The 14,460-nt window shown below is 58.2% G+C and carries 11 protein-coding genes and 2 pseudogenes; 6 read left to right on the forward strand and 7 right to left on the reverse strand.

The features are described 5' to 3' along the window. Position 1 precedes the first annotated feature (1 nt). The 3 genes from ACVWZM_RS21945 to ACVWZM_RS21955 all read left to right on the forward strand — a co-directional run bounded on the left by ACVWZM_RS21945 (position 2) and on the right by ACVWZM_RS21955 (position 3,214). A complete protein-coding gene (locus ACVWZM_RS21945) occupies positions 2-1,552 on the forward strand; it encodes a pyridoxal phosphate-dependent decarboxylase family protein (protein WP_456854732.1) in 1,551 nt (516 codons plus the stop codon). A 390-nt stretch (positions 1,553-1,942) separates the two neighbouring features. After that, positions 1,943-2,611 (forward strand): XRE family transcriptional regulator, encoded by a 669-nt coding sequence (locus ACVWZM_RS21950; protein ID WP_456856739.1) that lies wholly within the window; start codon positions 1,943-1,945, stop codon positions 2,609-2,611. Further along, the gene (locus ACVWZM_RS21955; protein ID WP_456854734.1) at positions 2,612-3,214 is read left to right on the forward strand and encodes an RES family NAD+ phosphorylase; all 603 of its coding nucleotides are present in this window, start codon (positions 2,612-2,614) and stop codon (positions 3,212-3,214) included. A 510-nt stretch (positions 3,215-3,724) separates the two neighbouring features. On the opposite strand, the gene ACVWZM_RS21960 is transcribed toward ACVWZM_RS21955, so the two are convergent. The 3 genes from ACVWZM_RS21960 to ACVWZM_RS21970 form a co-directional block, all read right to left on the reverse strand. After that, the gene (locus ACVWZM_RS21960) at positions 3,725-4,204 is read right to left on the reverse strand and encodes a hypothetical protein (RefSeq protein ID WP_456854736.1); all 480 of its coding nucleotides are present in this window, start codon (positions 4,202-4,204) and stop codon (positions 3,725-3,727) included. Positions 4,205-4,368: 164 nt separating this feature from the next. Further along, a complete protein-coding gene (locus ACVWZM_RS21965; RefSeq protein WP_456854738.1) occupies positions 4,369-4,671 on the reverse strand; it encodes a hypothetical protein in 303 nt (100 codons plus the stop codon). Then, entirely contained in the window at positions 4,664-5,827 is a 1,164-nt protein-coding gene (locus tag ACVWZM_RS21970) for an IS4 family transposase (RefSeq protein ID WP_253590589.1), read from the reverse strand. The genes ACVWZM_RS21965 and ACVWZM_RS21970 overlap by 8 nt, the downstream gene beginning before the upstream one ends. A gap of 246 nt (positions 5,828-6,073) precedes the next feature. Between ACVWZM_RS21970 and ACVWZM_RS21975 the strand changes: the two are divergent. The 3 genes and pseudogenes from ACVWZM_RS21975 to ACVWZM_RS21985 all read left to right on the forward strand — a co-directional run. Further along, a pseudogene (locus ACVWZM_RS21975) lies at positions 6,074-6,199 on the forward strand (helix-turn-helix domain-containing protein); the annotation flags it as partial. A 378-nt stretch (positions 6,200-6,577) separates the two neighbouring features. Next, positions 6,578-6,769 (forward strand): annotated as a pseudogene (locus ACVWZM_RS21980) (transposase); the annotation flags it as partial. 449 nt (positions 6,770-7,218) lie between these two features. Further along, the gene (locus tag ACVWZM_RS21985; protein ID WP_456856740.1) at positions 7,219-7,776 is read left to right on the forward strand and encodes a 4'-phosphopantetheinyl transferase family protein; all 558 of its coding nucleotides are present in this window, start codon (positions 7,219-7,221) and stop codon (positions 7,774-7,776) included. 299 nt (positions 7,777-8,075) lie between these two features. Here ACVWZM_RS21985 and ACVWZM_RS21990 read toward each other — a convergent pair whose 3' ends face one another. From ACVWZM_RS21990 to ACVWZM_RS22005, 4 genes are all read right to left on the reverse strand, one after another. Next, positions 8,076-10,232, reverse strand: coding sequence for a peptidase domain-containing ABC transporter (locus ACVWZM_RS21990; RefSeq protein ID WP_456854740.1), 2,157 nt, complete (start codon positions 10,230-10,232; stop codon positions 8,076-8,078). 30 nt (positions 10,233-10,262) lie between these two features. Then, on the reverse strand, positions 10,263-11,348 hold the full coding sequence (locus ACVWZM_RS21995) for an HlyD family secretion protein (RefSeq protein ID WP_456856741.1): 1,086 nt from the start codon (positions 11,346-11,348) through the stop codon (positions 10,263-10,265). Between the two features lie 239 nt (positions 11,349-11,587). Then, complete coding sequence (locus ACVWZM_RS22000; protein ID WP_456854742.1) at positions 11,588-11,776, reverse strand: hypothetical protein; 189 nt, start codon at positions 11,774-11,776, stop codon at positions 11,588-11,590. A gap of 2,207 nt (positions 11,777-13,983) precedes the next feature. Continuing rightward, on the reverse strand, positions 13,984-14,235 hold the full coding sequence (locus tag ACVWZM_RS22005; RefSeq protein WP_456854744.1) for a hypothetical protein: 252 nt from the start codon (positions 14,233-14,235) through the stop codon (positions 13,984-13,986). Positions 14,236-14,460 lie beyond the last annotated feature (225 nt).

The raw sequence follows: 14,460 nt of genomic DNA on the forward strand, positions 1-14,460 counted from the left end.
GGTGCCCGGCACCACTGGTGAAGCGCATCACTTGGGTCTGTTCCCGGCGACCAATGAAAGCACCCGCGCCGCTTTCGTCTACGCCATGGAGCGCGTCATCGATCACGTGATGGAAAGTTGGGACGAGCAATCTGCTCCGACCAGCGGCATCAAGTTTGACCAGCTCAAGCACCTGCTGGCGTCGCTCGACGTGTGCCCGGCCGCGGGCCGCGGTCTCGATGCCGTCATGCTGGAGGTGCGCGAGCGGATCATGCCGCACTTCGTCTCAGTCTCGCATCCTCACTATGTTGCGCATATGCATTCCGCGCCGATATTGCCGTCGTTGGTTGCGGAGTTTCTGATCAGCGCGAGCAACCAGTCGCTGGATTCGTTCGACCAAGGCCCATCTGCAACGGCTTTGGAATGCCATGTAGTGCGCTGGCTGAGCGATCTCGTGGGGTTCGGCGCGGCCGGTGATGGCGTGTTCACGAGTGGAGGAACGCAGGCTAATCTCATGGGGCTGATGCTGGCTCGCGATCACGCCCAGGCGAGCGAACAGAATACTGTGAGGATATCCGGCTTGCCGGCCGAGGCACGGGGGTGGCGCATTCTGTGCTCGGAGCTCGCGCACTTCTCAGTCGCCAGAAGTGCCCACATCCTGGGTCTCGGCGAATCCGCAGTTGTGCCGATCGAGGCCGAGCGCGATGGCAAGTTGAGCGCGGACCGGCTCGACCGGGCGATACGGTCCGAGGCCAACGGAGGTCATCGTCCGATCGCGCTGGTGCTGACGGCCGGCACCACCGAATGCGGCTCAATCGATCGAATCGAGGAATGCACGCGTGTGGCCCACGGCGCGAACGTGTGGGTCCACCTGGATGCTGCCGCCGCCGGCGCGCTGCTGCTGAGCGATCACGCGCCGCTTTTGCGCGGTGTCGAACTCACCGATTCCGTCTCAATCGACTTCCACAAGCTGCTGTTCCAGTCCATCAGCTGCGGAGTCTTCATGGTTCGCAGGCGTGCGACGCTGTCGATCCTCGACCGGTCGATTGCTTACCTCAGCCCGAGCGATAAGGCCGATAGTCTCGGACCGAATCTGGTCGGGAAGTCGTTGCAAACGACGCGCCGGTTCGATGCCTTGAAGGTGTTCATGTCGCTGCGGGCGCTCGGCAGGGAACGTGTGGGCGAACTGCTCGACCTGATGCTTGCGCAAGCGCAATTTGCCGCGGAGGAGATTGAGAAATCGACGGAGCTCGAATTGCTGGTCCGGCCCGAAACCAATATCGTATTGTTCCGATGGCGACCCGCTGGGCAGAGCCTACCGGACGCACTCATCAACGAAGTCAATCGGCAGCTCCCTGGCCGCCTCTGGAATGATCGAATCGCAGTCATCGGGAAGACAGTTTACCGGGGTCTCGCAGCTCTGAAGCTGACCCTGCTGCATCCGGAATGCGCGAAAGAGCGGGTCATCCCGGTGTTGGCCGCGATCGAAGCCTGCGCGGGCAAGCTCGGCGCAGAGTTGTGGTCCGGCGCTGATCGTCCGGACGAAATGCTATTGGTCGGAGCAGGCAAGTGACGACTCATGATGGTCTTCTTGTCGAGCGGGTAAATTCCGGATGAGACTGACGACAGTCTTGGCGATCGCCTCGTAATAGAGCAGATCGGTTGCCGTCTCCTGGTCGTTTAACACATCGATGCTCCGGCGCTGGTGCCAGGTGGTTCTTCACATTCGCGGGTCGCGCCATGCACACCAGCCTGCGACAATGAGAACGAAATATGAACAAATTAATCTAACTTTACGGACTTGACGAACTTAACGGAAGTCCAAATTTGGTCTATATAAAGCTGCCCACCGAGGCAAGTTTCAGAGCAGGAGCTGCCCGACATGGCAAAGGCCAAGAAATCAACGCAAGGAAAGACTGCGACGCGGGTTCGCAGGCCCAAGGCGCTGCTCACCATGTCCTTTATGACAGACCTGAAGGGACTGCTATCGAGGCCTGTCCGGGACATCAAGGTCAATGCGTCCAGCAGTGCCGCCAAGGCGATGGCCATGAACCCGAAATACGTGCGCCTGCTGATCGAGCGTTACGGCGAAGCCCTCGAAAAGAGCACCAAAGAGGGGCATCCCTTCAGCTTCCGCGTCAACGTCGATCCAACCGGCAACGCTGTCGCCGCGCCCCTAGAGCAGGTGACCTCCAAAGAAGATGTCGAAATAGATGACGAAAGCGGCCTGGAGCTCGATCGGGCTTTGGCTGCGGCGCGTGACCGCGGTCGGATCAGGGCCGCGGAGATCCTCTCTGGCAAAGACATGCGCAGTGCCGACGAGCTTGCCGAGTTGCTGCACACAACGCGCGTAACGATCAACACCAAGCGACAAAACGGACAACTTCTCGGATTGGACGGCGCAAAACGCGGCTTCCGCTTCCCGGTTTGGCAGCTCAACCGTGATGGAAAACCCTATCCCGAGCTGCCGGCCTTGCGGGAACGGCTTGGTGGACCTTGGGCCATCTTCCGTTTTCTCGTACAGCCCCACGATGAACTTGACGGCTTGACGGGTCGAGAGGCCCTGGAGCGCGGGCAGGGGGAAGCCCTGCTTGCGGCGGCAGAGAGCGTCGGGCGAGGAGATTTTCGCTAGGTGGCTGGCAAGGAACCACCGGCGAAGTCGCGACTCGAACTCCGTACCGTGGCGACAGGGGAGAGGTTCGGACGAATCTATCTTGGGCGTTATCCGGACCCGCTCGGATACGGAAAATCGCCCAGCCGATTCAGCGATCCGCGACGCCGCATCGACGCCAATCGTTTCGGTGTGTTGTACCTCGGCGATACGCTGAAGGTGTGCTTCCTTGAGGCCGTGTTGCGCGACCGGCGCGATGGTGCGGACGGCTCGCTGCTCCTGGGCGAGGATGAACTCCATGAGCGGAACTATGCGGAGATCGAGGTCACCTCGGCCTTGACGATGGTCGACCTGCGGAACGATTGCGCTATCCGCATGGGTGTTCCGACCGATGTTGCCCGTGCCTCAGCGCAGACGCTAGCGCGAAAGTGGTCCCTCGCCTGGCACGAGCACCCCGATCAGCCCGACGGGATCATCTATCCCTCTCGGCTGAACGGTCAAACCAATCTTGCAGTTTATCACCGAGCAGTGCCAAAGCTGCGGACCATTGGCGTCCGACCACTCATCCGCGCGTCCGGTTTGGCAGCGGTCCTCAATGAACTGCTGGTGGAACTGGCGCCTTGACCTGGACGGACAATCCGGATGCACGAATTGCCCGTCGAGGTTCGCTACAATCGCCGAGCTGCATTTTGGCGGGTGTTCTTCCGGGAGGCTTTCGTGATCCGGGCCGGCAAATTGCGTGTGCTCTTTGCCCGCCTGGCTCACGCCTACCCTGATGACCGCCCAATGAGGTTGTGCACCTGCCGGGCATAAAGATCGCCGTCAGGATGACATGAAATACGTAGGCTGCCGTCCTTCTCCGCTGCAAAGATGCGGATGCCGGGATCATCGAACCAGCCGAGATCAATGGGATGTTCGGCATAAGGATTAGTGAAGAGACGAAGGCCATCAATCAGGGCCTCGGCGTAGGCCTTCTTCCGGGCGACGAAGCTTCTGAAAGTCAGATAGATGTCACAAGCGGGGCGTTTGCGGGTCAGCCGGCCCCGCAGAAGGAGTAGACCTCGACCGACGGGCTCGGACCTAGGGGCAGGCTTTCCCCTTCTGCATGCCAACGCACATCTGCCATATGTCGCATCAGCTTTCGCGCGGGCCATCGAAGTTCGCCGAGAAATAGTCGATCAGTTCGGCGGCCTGAGTGCCCTGTCCGAAACGCCGCTGTTCCTCGAAGTCGAGGGAAGGGACCATATGGATGAACTGGTGGTCGGCATAGAGTGACATCACCGCTTCGGGATCGAGCCCACCGGACCGCAGACCCGCTATATTGTTTGCCGCTTCAATCGCGGCGCCAATCATGACGTCAGCCAGTTGCACTGCTGGACTCGCCTTGGAATCAACCTGTGTGACCTCGGTGAGCTTGAGCGGGAATTTGAGTGATGTAATCTCGGTTTGGCGAAACTCGATTTCCTGGTCGTGATCGATGAAACGCTGCAACAGGTTATGGTAAGTGAGCAGATTTTTTGACTGGTCGTGCTCGACGCGATAGGGCCCGTCTGCCATTACTTCCATTCGGCTGATGAGCGACGGCAACACTACCAGCGCTGCATCGGTGTTCACGCCTGGCGTCGCGATTGCTGCGACATTCGGGTGCGGCATACTGCGCGAGTGGTCCCAGGCCCTCCGGGAATTCGCGCCAGCGCGTCGCACGCGCTGTGGCAACAAGTGCTCTTAAAGCCTCCGGCGTCTTGTTCTTGACGGCATGTTGGAACGCCGCGAGCGTGTTATCGAAGGCTGGCTGTCCGAGAAAAGGTAGGGCCGAACAGCGTGAGCAACGACGCCATCGCGTAATTCTGCCCGTTCTCGTAAAAGTCGATGCCACGTTCGTAGTAGAAGGGTTCGACGGCGTAGTTCACGAACATGAGCACCAACAGATAGCGCTTGTCGCAGACATACGTCACGCATTTGTGGTAGGTGAGAAGGTCGCGTTTCAGCGAAAGCAGCTGCTCGTGATTGGCGGGACGACGCGATAGCGAACGATATTTAAGTTCCGCTGCCTGCAGGGGTGTCCGGGGAAATTCAGGCATAGCGGAGCTCCATCTGGTCAGGTGAGATGGTTGATTTCCGACGGCTGGGGTTGATGGGCGGAGGTTTGTCGATGGCAGCGAGGGATCGACGCGTGAGCAGGAGCTGGCCGACGAGTTCGGCGAACCTGAGCGGGAGCATTTTGATGCAGTTGGAGTGAGCGGCGATGCGCAGCAGCAGGTAGGCAATCATCGCAGCGAGCACCTGAAGGCGGATCGCGTTGTCGTTGGCGCCGAGGAACTTGCGAATATCGAGATGCTGCTTGATCCAGCGGAACAGCAGCTCGATTTGCCATCGGCTCTTGTAGAGGGCGGCGATCTCGACGGCGCTACGGGCAAGGTCGTTGGTCAGGAGTGTGATCTTGCCGCCTTTCTCGCGTCTGATCTTGATGCGGCGGAGCGGGATTGGAAGGCGCGAATCGCCCTTGCTGGTGAGCTTCACCTCGTCATCGGCAAGGATTTCGAAGCCATCCCCGTTACGCTTGCGGATGGCGCGATGCCTGAGCGAGCGAAGACGGATGCTCGTCTTCGCCCGGGTAACGAAGAAAGCCTTGCTATCATTGATCTTCTGCCACCAGTCGAAACGGCAATAGCCCTTGTCAAACACATAGGTGGTGGCGGGCTGGATTGGGGTCTGTCGGCCGATCTCGATGTCATTGACGTTCGCGGCCGTCATCTCGACGCAGGTCGGGACATCGCTCCTTGGGTCGTAGACGACATGCAGCTTCATGCCGCGGATGCGGCCGTTCCACGTCGCCCAACTGCAGACCTTGCCGAGCGGGATCGGACTGGCGTCGATCAGACGCACCATCTCCATGCCTTCACTCCGCAGCTGGCGACGCGCCATCGCCGACAGCGCCGCAAAGGTTTGCGCGAAAATGCCGATCGGACGGCGGGCATTGGCATCGGACAACGTCGAGCGCGACAGCTTGCCGGTTCCCAAGTGATAGTGATGCTGCGAATTGGCGTTGAAGCCAGTCACTACCCCGCGCAGACTGCTGTTGCCGCTAAGCTGGGCATAGATCAGCGCCACCAGATGATCCCAGCTCCTGAACGACTTGTCGTAGGCATCCCCGTCCAGACGATCCACAACCGTCTGAAACTGCCGTCGATTGATCGGTTCAAGCAGCCTTCCAAAAATGCTACCGCGATATCGCATGCTCGGCCCTCTGTGTCTCGACAACCAGAAAAGACCGATTTGCCTCGGTCCTGCCGAGCATGCACCGCGACACAGTGAATCATTCCCCGGACACCCCTGCGCTGCCTGGAGCCGGGGGAAGTGTTCCTTGATAAGGCAAGCGGCATCTTCGTCGCTGATGGCAACCGCTGAAGCCCCTGGAAACGCTGGTCGGCCGCCGAGCGCAGGCGGTGGGAGAATTTCCAACACCGCAAGAAGACGGTCGACGCGGTGTTGCGGCTGCTCGAACAGGGAACTCCAATCAAACAGATTACCCGCCGACTCAGCCTTGCACGCCAGGCGGTTCGGCGTATTGCTCGAGGCGGTGGACTGGGGTCTTCCGCAGCCGCGTGAGCATCCTCGAGCCGTACGCCGAGATGCTCGACGCGCTCTGGACGGGCGGCTGCCGGAATGACGCCGAACTCTGGCGCCAGCTGCGGATACAGGGATACCAAGGATCCCTTCGGGGCGTCGCTGAATGGGCCACCCGCCGCCGCCTCATGAGTCATCGAATCCGGCCGGGCGGGTGAGGAAGACCCCGTCGGCACGCAAGATTGCGCGGCTTATGACAATCGAACGCGATCAAGTGCCGAGGGATCAGGCATCGATCATGGCCAAGATTGCGCACGATGTCCCAACGTTGCTCGAGGCCCGCAACTTGGTCGATCGTTTCCACGAAATCATGCGCCAGCAAAAGGTTGCCGACCTTGATCCATGAATCGCCACCGCGTTCGCAAGAGTCCAATCAGCTCGTTCGCCAAGGGCATCATCGCGGATCGCGACGCCGTTCAAGCCGCGATCATCCAACCATGGTCCAACGGTCAGACCGAAGGTCAAATCACAAAGCTCAAGCTGGTCAAACGTCAGATGTATGGACGTGCAAAAATCGATCTGCTCGAGGCATGCGTAATCGGCGCCGCGTAAACAACTGCACCAAAAGTGATTCAGAGCCTATATTGCAGGCTAAATGACACCTGTTCCAACAGCATGTCGCGGAACTCAGACTTGCCGGTCACAGCGATTAGAGACTCTGACGCTCAAGCTCGATCGGCAACGTGCGGCGCCTGGATCAGCGGCGCGCTTTGATCTCCAAAGCCGTCGCGTAGATCGCCTTGAAGTCATTCGATACACACGGTCTATCTGTCCAATGCCGTCGAACTGTTCGGTGACGATTAGGATGATCTCGTTGCCGAGTGCTTGAGTTGCTTGGGGTCTCTGGCTAGCTATGCTAAACGGGCTTACAAGGGCTTCCATCTATGAAACCGCTCGCCATGTTAGGGGCTGCGATCTGCCCAGCTTTGGCGCATGAGATCAGTTTTTCGGGCGGACCAATACGTGATCCGATTCCTCTGCCATTTCCCACTGAAGCTGAAATGTTGGGGAACGTCTCGCTGCGTCGTTGGCGTGAGTTTGCTTGGGGACGGCATCACGCTCGTGAGGCATTGCGTCATCGGGGTTTCCCTCCTGTTCCGATTTTGTTGAGAGTGGATCGGGCTCCTCTTTGGCCCCCGGGAGCCGTCGGGAGCATCTCCCACTCTTCGTCTAATTGCGGAGCCGTAGCGGGAGCCTCCACTGACGTGCTAGCTCTGGGCCTGGATATCGAAGACGAAGGCCCCCTGGGAGCCGACCTTCTTCCAATCATATGCACCCCTGCGGAAATGGAGCGTGCGGAGTGGTCCAGCAGTCGTTTCGGTCCGAAACTAATCTTCGCAATAAAGGAGGCCGTATACAAATCATATGCGCCGGCAACTGGACATTTCTTGGATTTCCAAGACGTCAGCGTCACGACAGACGACCAGAGCGGGGTGTTCGAAGCCGAGATTGTCAACTCGGAAAGACCCATGAGTTTCGGGAATCGAACTATAAATGGAATCTATCTCCCGTTTGTCGGAGGAATTCTTGCATTAGCTGTGCAATTTCAGGGGGCGTAATGCACTGTGCTTTGCGTGCCGAGCGTCTCATTTTCGTAAGCGCTGGACAGCTTGGCGCCCGTGCGGCAGCTAGAGCGCCCGTCTCTACTGGCCGTGACCGCCTTCTTTCGTGGCTTCGTCTCGGGTAACCCAATGTCACTTATCTCCTTTCCCTCTCGGTCGCTGGGCACGATAGCCCCAGAAAGCGAGCCCAGGTAGCGTCGTCGGATTGCCTTCACGGTCGCGATGACCTGCCCGGCATCCAATGGCGTCCAACTGATGCAGCCGTTGCTGCGGCCGCCAGCGTAATGCACGAGCGTTTAGCTGGATCCGGTCTGCGCCCGCCACAAGCGAGCGTAAGCACCTTCAGCTGTCAGCAGATCAGCATGCCTTCCCTCCGCAACAACACGTCCCTTATCCAAGACGACGATCTTATCGGCTCCGCAAATCGTGTTGAGTCGATGAGAGATAACGACGATGATCTTGCCGGCCTGACGCAGTTCCTCAATCGCCCGTATGACAAATGTCTCGGCGACGGGGTCGAGAGAGGCGGTCGCCTCGTCGAGGATTAGGACCTCTGGATCGCGGTACAAAGCTCGAGCCAACGCTAGGCGCTGCTTCTCTCCGCCCGAAGGGCGTACGCCGTTCTCGCCCAGATAGGCCTGGTAGCCACCTGGCCAGCGCTCGATCACGTCACGCAGACCGATTTGATCGCAGATGTGCACTATCTTCCCGGTGTTCGGTTCGAACTCGCCAAGCGCGATGTTCTCTATGACTGAGGCCGAGAACACGTCCACTGATTGCGGTACCGCGGCAACAATCTTGCGCAGGGATTCAGCCGAGAGGTCTTGGAGCTTATAGGAGCCGATGCGGATGCGTCCACCCTCAAGCGGGTACACATTTTGCAGCAGGGCAGCAAGCGAACTTTTGCCCGAGCCGCTTTCTCCGACCACGGCCGTGATCTCCCCTCGCCGGAAGGTGACGCTGAAATCCTTAAAAAGCTCCGGCTGGGCGCCATGGCGGAACGTGACGTTCTCCAGATGAATGTCGCCAACATCGGACGTCGTGGCATTAATGCCGCCGCTCCCTGCTGGATCAAGGTCGAATATCTCGAACAGGCGATCCGCCGCGATAATGGCATCCTGAACAATCCTGTTGGCGTGAATTAGGCTTGTAACCGGGCCGGTGATATGGCCGAGCAACGCATAGCAGGACAGTAACTCGCCGGGCGTAATGGTCTGATCGAGGGCAAGCGTTGCACCGAACCACATCAGCACGATGGTGAATAGGGTAGAGAGGAAGATCGATGCATTGTCTCCGACGATTGAGATGACGCCGGCCCTGTAGACGGAGTGCAGGGTCTTGACAAAGCGAGTCTCAAACTTAAGGCCGGCATAGCTCTCTATTCCGAAAGCCTTGATCGTGGAGATGGCTCCGAGTGATTCTACCACCTGCGCCTCCAGATCGGCCGCATTCTCCATAATGGCGCGCTCGCGCTTGCTATTCAGCCGGTTCATGGTCCAATAAATGAAGAGGTATAGTGGGACGGAGCCCGCCACGACCAAAGCGATTTTCCATGAGTAGACGAACATCAGCCCAAAGGAGAACAGGATCACCAGCACATCAACAAATAAGGTGATCGAGACGTCGTTCAGAAAGCTTCTGATCTTGACCGCGTCGTTCATGCGGGAGATGATTTCTCCCGTACGCATGCCATCAAAAAACTTCTGGGGCAGGCTTAGGATGTGATTGTAGTAGCCTAGGATCAAGTGGAGATCGATCTTTTGCCCCGTTTGCAGGACGAGCCGGTTTCGCAGGAAATTGATCAGGATCTGCGGCACAAGGATCAGCAGCATCACGACGCTCATGAGATTGAGCAAATTGCGGTTTCCTGCTGTGATAACATGATCGACAATCTTTTGGATGTAGATCGTCGTCGAGAGGCCGAGGAGGGTCGTCATCAGTGCGCCGACGAGGGCCTGCGTTAGCGCGGCTTGGTGGGGCGCAAGCAGTCGGGCAAAGCGGAGAAGTGGGGAGGTGGTCTCGTCGCGGCGCTTGAAGGTGTCTGCCGGAACCATGAGCAACAGGACGCCAGTCCATTGCGTCTTGAATTCCTCGTGCGATAGCTTGCGGATCTCTCCATACGCTGGGTCCATGATGGTGACCCACCTCTGATCGATCGCCTGAACGACTACGAAGTGGTGCAGGACCTCCTTAACGACCACATGCGCGATGGCGGGCTTGGGAATCTTGTACAAGCTGTCGAAGCCACCTTTGACGCCCTTGGCAATGAAGCCGAGCTTTTGAGCCGCTTGGAGGAGACCCGACACGCTGGTACCAGAGCGGTCGGTCGAGGCATACTGGCGGATGAGCGACAGTGGCAACTTGCAGCCATAGAAGGCTCCAACGGAAGCAAGGCTGGCAACCCCGCAATCCGTGATGTCGCGCTGCTTGAACTTAGGGATCGGACTCGACATGGCGGCTCACTGGCCCCTTAGAAAATCTAACTAGCGAGCTGACAGGAGCGGGTTAAGCCAATCATCGATCTCGTTGTAGAGTAGTTGCAGGAGTGTGCGCTTCGCCACGAGAAAGCGGCCGCGCACGGTCATGCCCTTCTTCAGATGACCAATTATCCCGTTTGTGAGCTCGAGGTAATTTCGAGAGAGCGCGCAGCGGACCTTGAACACCGGATTCTTGTCATGCAGGGTGAAGTCCTGCGCCACGTCTAGCACTGTCGCGTCGATCATACCCCATTGATTGTAGTTGAAAGCATCGACCTGGAGCCGCACCGGCTGGCCGGGCTGTACGAAACCGATGTCTTTGGACGGAACGTAGATTTCTGCCACCAGTTCGCGGTCGGGCGAGATCCAGCCGACGGTTTGCCCCGCCTGGACGTAGCTTCCGGGCGTAAGGCCGGCGAATTGCTCGATAGCCCCTGACACGGGGGCACGGATGATAGTCAGATCGCGTTCGTTCTCGAGCTGATGCAAGTTGGCTGTTAGTTCTCTCAGGCGCAGATTAGTGTCGAAGAGCTGCTGGTTCCAGTCGGCGGATTTGCTCCGGGCGAGGATCTCCCCTCTCGCCTCAAGGCTCTGGAGAGCGAAAGCCTTTTCCTCAATTGACTTTGCGGGCGCGGCGGCAACCGAGACGAGACGCTGAGCACGTTCGAGTTCTGCGGCGGCATTCCTGCGGGCATATTGGTTCTCCCGCAACAAGTTGAGAAAATGCAGCCACTCGGCCCTGGCGGATTCGGTCCGCAGAGGGATGGGCGCGTCCGCCTGCGCACCGAACGAGATCATGGTCTGGAGATCAGCGGTGCGATCGTTCTTCGCACGAATTTCGCCAGAGAGCACACTGATCTTCTCTTGAATGACCTTATCGTCAAGAGCGAGGATTTCTGCGCCTTGTGCAACAATATCGTTCTCAACTGCGAGTACGCGTGAGATGCGCCCGGAGGCGGGCGTGATCAGAGGAGTCTTCTCGATGGTAGGACGAATCGCACCGGCACTTTGAACTGACAGCGTGACCGTTATGACTGGCAGCGCCAGCAACGCCGCAACGACAGAAGACACAATGATCTTGTAGATCGCCAAAGATCGTCCAGATTCTCGCGACAGGATGCTCTCTGCAGTGAAGTTGATCATTTCAGGAGGGAGCAGGATATTGGTCATTGCAGACGTGTATTCCTAGACGTGTATTCCTAGACGTGTATTCCTATTGACGATTGGCGGCCTCCATGGAAACTCTGATCGAGTGGGGCTGGTCGCTGCTTAAGTGGTGCACCGACCAGCGTCGCACTCTGATTGCGGTGATAAGGCTTTAGCCATCATCATTAAAGATGGCGACCACCGCGCCCGCGAATCATTCCAACGCCAATTACTGCACCGATTACCAAGGTCGTAACGCTGACCACTGTTTGAACGATCCTATCGAAAATCTTCCAGAACGAGCCGCCTAAAGTTGCCGCTGCTTCTTCAGGGGATAATTCGGTTACGCCGTAGGCTAGCAGGTCGATTTTCATCGTTGCTCGTTTTTCCACGATTGCTCCTTTCTATTGTCGATAAACGATGCGCGTCGGCGCCGCCGACTCGCACGCAGAGGGATATCAAGAATCGTGCCAACTGCTCTGAGAAAGCGGAAACCCTTTCCATGCTGCTTGGAGGAACATCGCCATGTCTGACGCGCGACAATGTAGGTTGTTCGCCGCTGAAGGAAGTCGTGGCCGACTTCACCCTGGAGAACCGGTTGCTAAATAGCCTGTAGGAGGATGGACGAGTACAAGACATGAGATATCCTGCGTCCGAGAAAGCGAAAGTGACCGTCGGCTTTTGAACGCCGCACTAGACGTGTCCTCAATGCGCCGCCGGGCCTTGGTAGGCCGTCGATCCAAATCAACAGTGTTGTTGAGTTGACGTTCTCGATCTCTCGCCGAAGCCCGCGTCAAAAGCACGGCCCCGGTTCAGCAGTTGCTACTTCCAGGCGCAGGGCCAGTTCGGTCGCCATTGCCTCCTGCGCCGTCTCCAGCGCGATCTTTGCGTTCAGTGTAGCGTCGATCTGCATCTCGTCTTGGTCGTCATTATACCCCCCGTCTACTATTTGAATGAGGACGTCGGCCGTTGTAAAATTCGGGTGCTTGGCCGATGCTATGTCGCGCCTCGTCAACACTTCGTAGGCTCGTAGAGAGACCCCCTCGGGTGACACTTTGCCTAGCCGTTGAAGGCAGCATTGTCCTACCGAGCCAACTTTACCTTCCTGATGGCGATGCCACTGCTGGCGACTGCCCGGTGAACGCCGTGCCAATACAGTATCGAGCCCTGATCGGTGGTCTGACCTCGCACATCGTCCGGGATACGGAGACTCGCTCCGGTCGAATTCATGATCTTGCCAGTGCGGCGATGAATGTGCTGCGTGGGAACCCAAGCGATCCAAGGTGGCTTGGTGGGAGTATGCCAATGTTGGTTCTAGCAATGGGCTGAGATGCCCGCGCTACTCACCTTATCTCAAGGACAATGCCGAGAGACCAGGGGCGGGTCGCGAGTTGGATCACCCAACAACGATCGCCCTTGACCAAGCGCACGGTTCGCGCACGCGAACGGATGCCGGCCGCCAGGGCCGTGGACATGATAGACAACGCCGACGCGCGGACCATGCCCACGGGTAGTCACTTTCCAACTAAGTGGTTCCGCTCTGCTGGTCCCCTTCACCGTTTTGGTTTTAGAAACCCGGGCGGAAGTGATCGAGCCCCGGGCGGAAGTGGCTCCCGCCAAGGGGTGATGGGCTGGCAATGCGAAAGCAGTTCCTCAGCCTGTTCGCGAGAGAAGCAACCTCCCGACGTTGCGGCTGCTTCTCGAGGAGCTAAACTGCTTACACCGTACGCGGACATGTCAGTCATTATTGTCTCCATTCGAAGTAACAAGTCAGTGGTGCTGGTCGTCAGCTGCCGGCCAGCAAGGACCGACAATCAAGGACCGTGCCAACTCACCGGTAATGAGCCCCCAAGTCGTTCGTCCGCTTCTAAAATGGCTTGACCGCGACCAAGTGGTTCGTGTTCGTCCTGGTTGCAGCCTACAATCTGATCCGGCTTCCCAAGCTTCCGGCGGCAATCGTTCATTAGACCCGCTCCCCATGCTTGAGGTTCGGCGCCGGACCATCCGGCGCAACCCGCTTGCCGTGGGGCGGGCCGCCCGTCACCTCAGCGGCGAACATGGGTCACCGTCATCGCGGATCACGGCCTAGTGGGCGCTACCGCATGCGTCCATCTCCACCAGGTGGCAGCTTCTCGAAGAAACGCAGAACTTCGCTGCGCCGTATTGTCTGCTTGAACACTGGCGGTCCTTCGGCATCCGGCCGTGAACCTGGAAAACATGCTTTCTCCGCGTCCTTGCAGGATTGGCAGCACCGAGCATGGTGCCTATCTCTCGATGTTCTCACTCAATGACGAGACGCTCGAAAATCCTTGCGAGGCATTCTGACCAGCAAGGGTGATCTTCGAGCAATTGCTCTTCTCGGCGATCGTCGCCATTGACGGTCCGAGCTTTTGTGTTGAGCCGTGTCTGGTTCAAGACGTCGCTGTCCCAAGCCCGACGGTAAGACGGCAGTATTCAGTCAACGCAGCGAGAGGTGCGTTGTTTCTTTGAGAAAAGCCCGCAGAGCGCCATTGGCACGTCGGTTGCTTGAGATGCGCGAGTGATTCCTCACGACCACGATCGCGGCCCCTGTCTAAAGAGTTCAGATGGAATTTGCTCGATTGAGCCAAATCAAAGCTGACAGGCGGCGGGAGGCCATCGGTATCCGTTCATAGTAGGCAAATAGCTGATGCGCGAGTCGTACAAACTTGGAGAGGCATTGGGGCAGCGAGAGGAGCTCAAAGCCAAGCTCTTCCACGTTCAATCGGATCGAGCTCGGCGTGACTCGGACGAGTGCGCAGGGCGTGACAATGTCATTGTCGTGCCGATCGAATTCACCATCAATCTTGCTCATGGTTTTGGAGAGGTGCGCAGGGCAGTCGCAGCCGAATGCGCTCAACTGAGGGGGCACGATAGCTTTGCGCGAGATCTTACTACGCGCTACGCGACACAGCGAGGTGTGGACGTGCAACGATCGGACCGGCTGAGGCCGATTGGGATCAGTATTTCGGCAAACAGCTGTTCTGCGCATAGTGATTTAGCTTTGAATGCTAGTTCGGAGCCAGCCTTATGTGGCGAT

This window comes from Bradyrhizobium sp. USDA 4501 (assembly GCF_054062115.1).

Bases quoted from the DNA above. Each gene is read 5' to 3' on its own strand.
- ACVWZM_RS21950 (WP_456856739.1), top strand. From the start codon at position 1,943: ATGACAGACCTGAAGGGACTGCTATCGAGGCCTGTCCGGGACATCAAG.
- ACVWZM_RS21965 (WP_456854738.1), bottom strand. From the start codon at position 4,671: ATGCCTGAATTTCCCCGGACACCCCTGCAGGCAGCGGAACTTAAATAT.
- ACVWZM_RS21970 (WP_253590589.1), bottom strand. From the start codon at position 5,827: ATGCGATATCGCGGTAGCATTTTTGGAAGGCTGCTTGAACCGATCAAT.
- ACVWZM_RS21985 (WP_456856740.1), top strand. From the start codon at position 7,219: ATGTTGGGGAACGTCTCGCTGCGTCGTTGGCGTGAGTTTGCTTGGGGA.
- ACVWZM_RS21990 (WP_456854740.1), bottom strand. From the start codon at position 10,232: ATGTCGAGTCCGATCCCTAAGTTCAAGCAGCGCGACATCACGGATTGC.
- ACVWZM_RS22000 (WP_456854742.1), bottom strand. From the start codon at position 11,776: ATGAAAATCGACCTGCTAGCCTACGGCGTAACCGAATTATCCCCTGAA.
- ACVWZM_RS22005 (WP_456854744.1), bottom strand. From the start codon at position 14,235: ATGAGCAAGATTGATGGTGAATTCGATCGGCACGACAATGACATTGTC.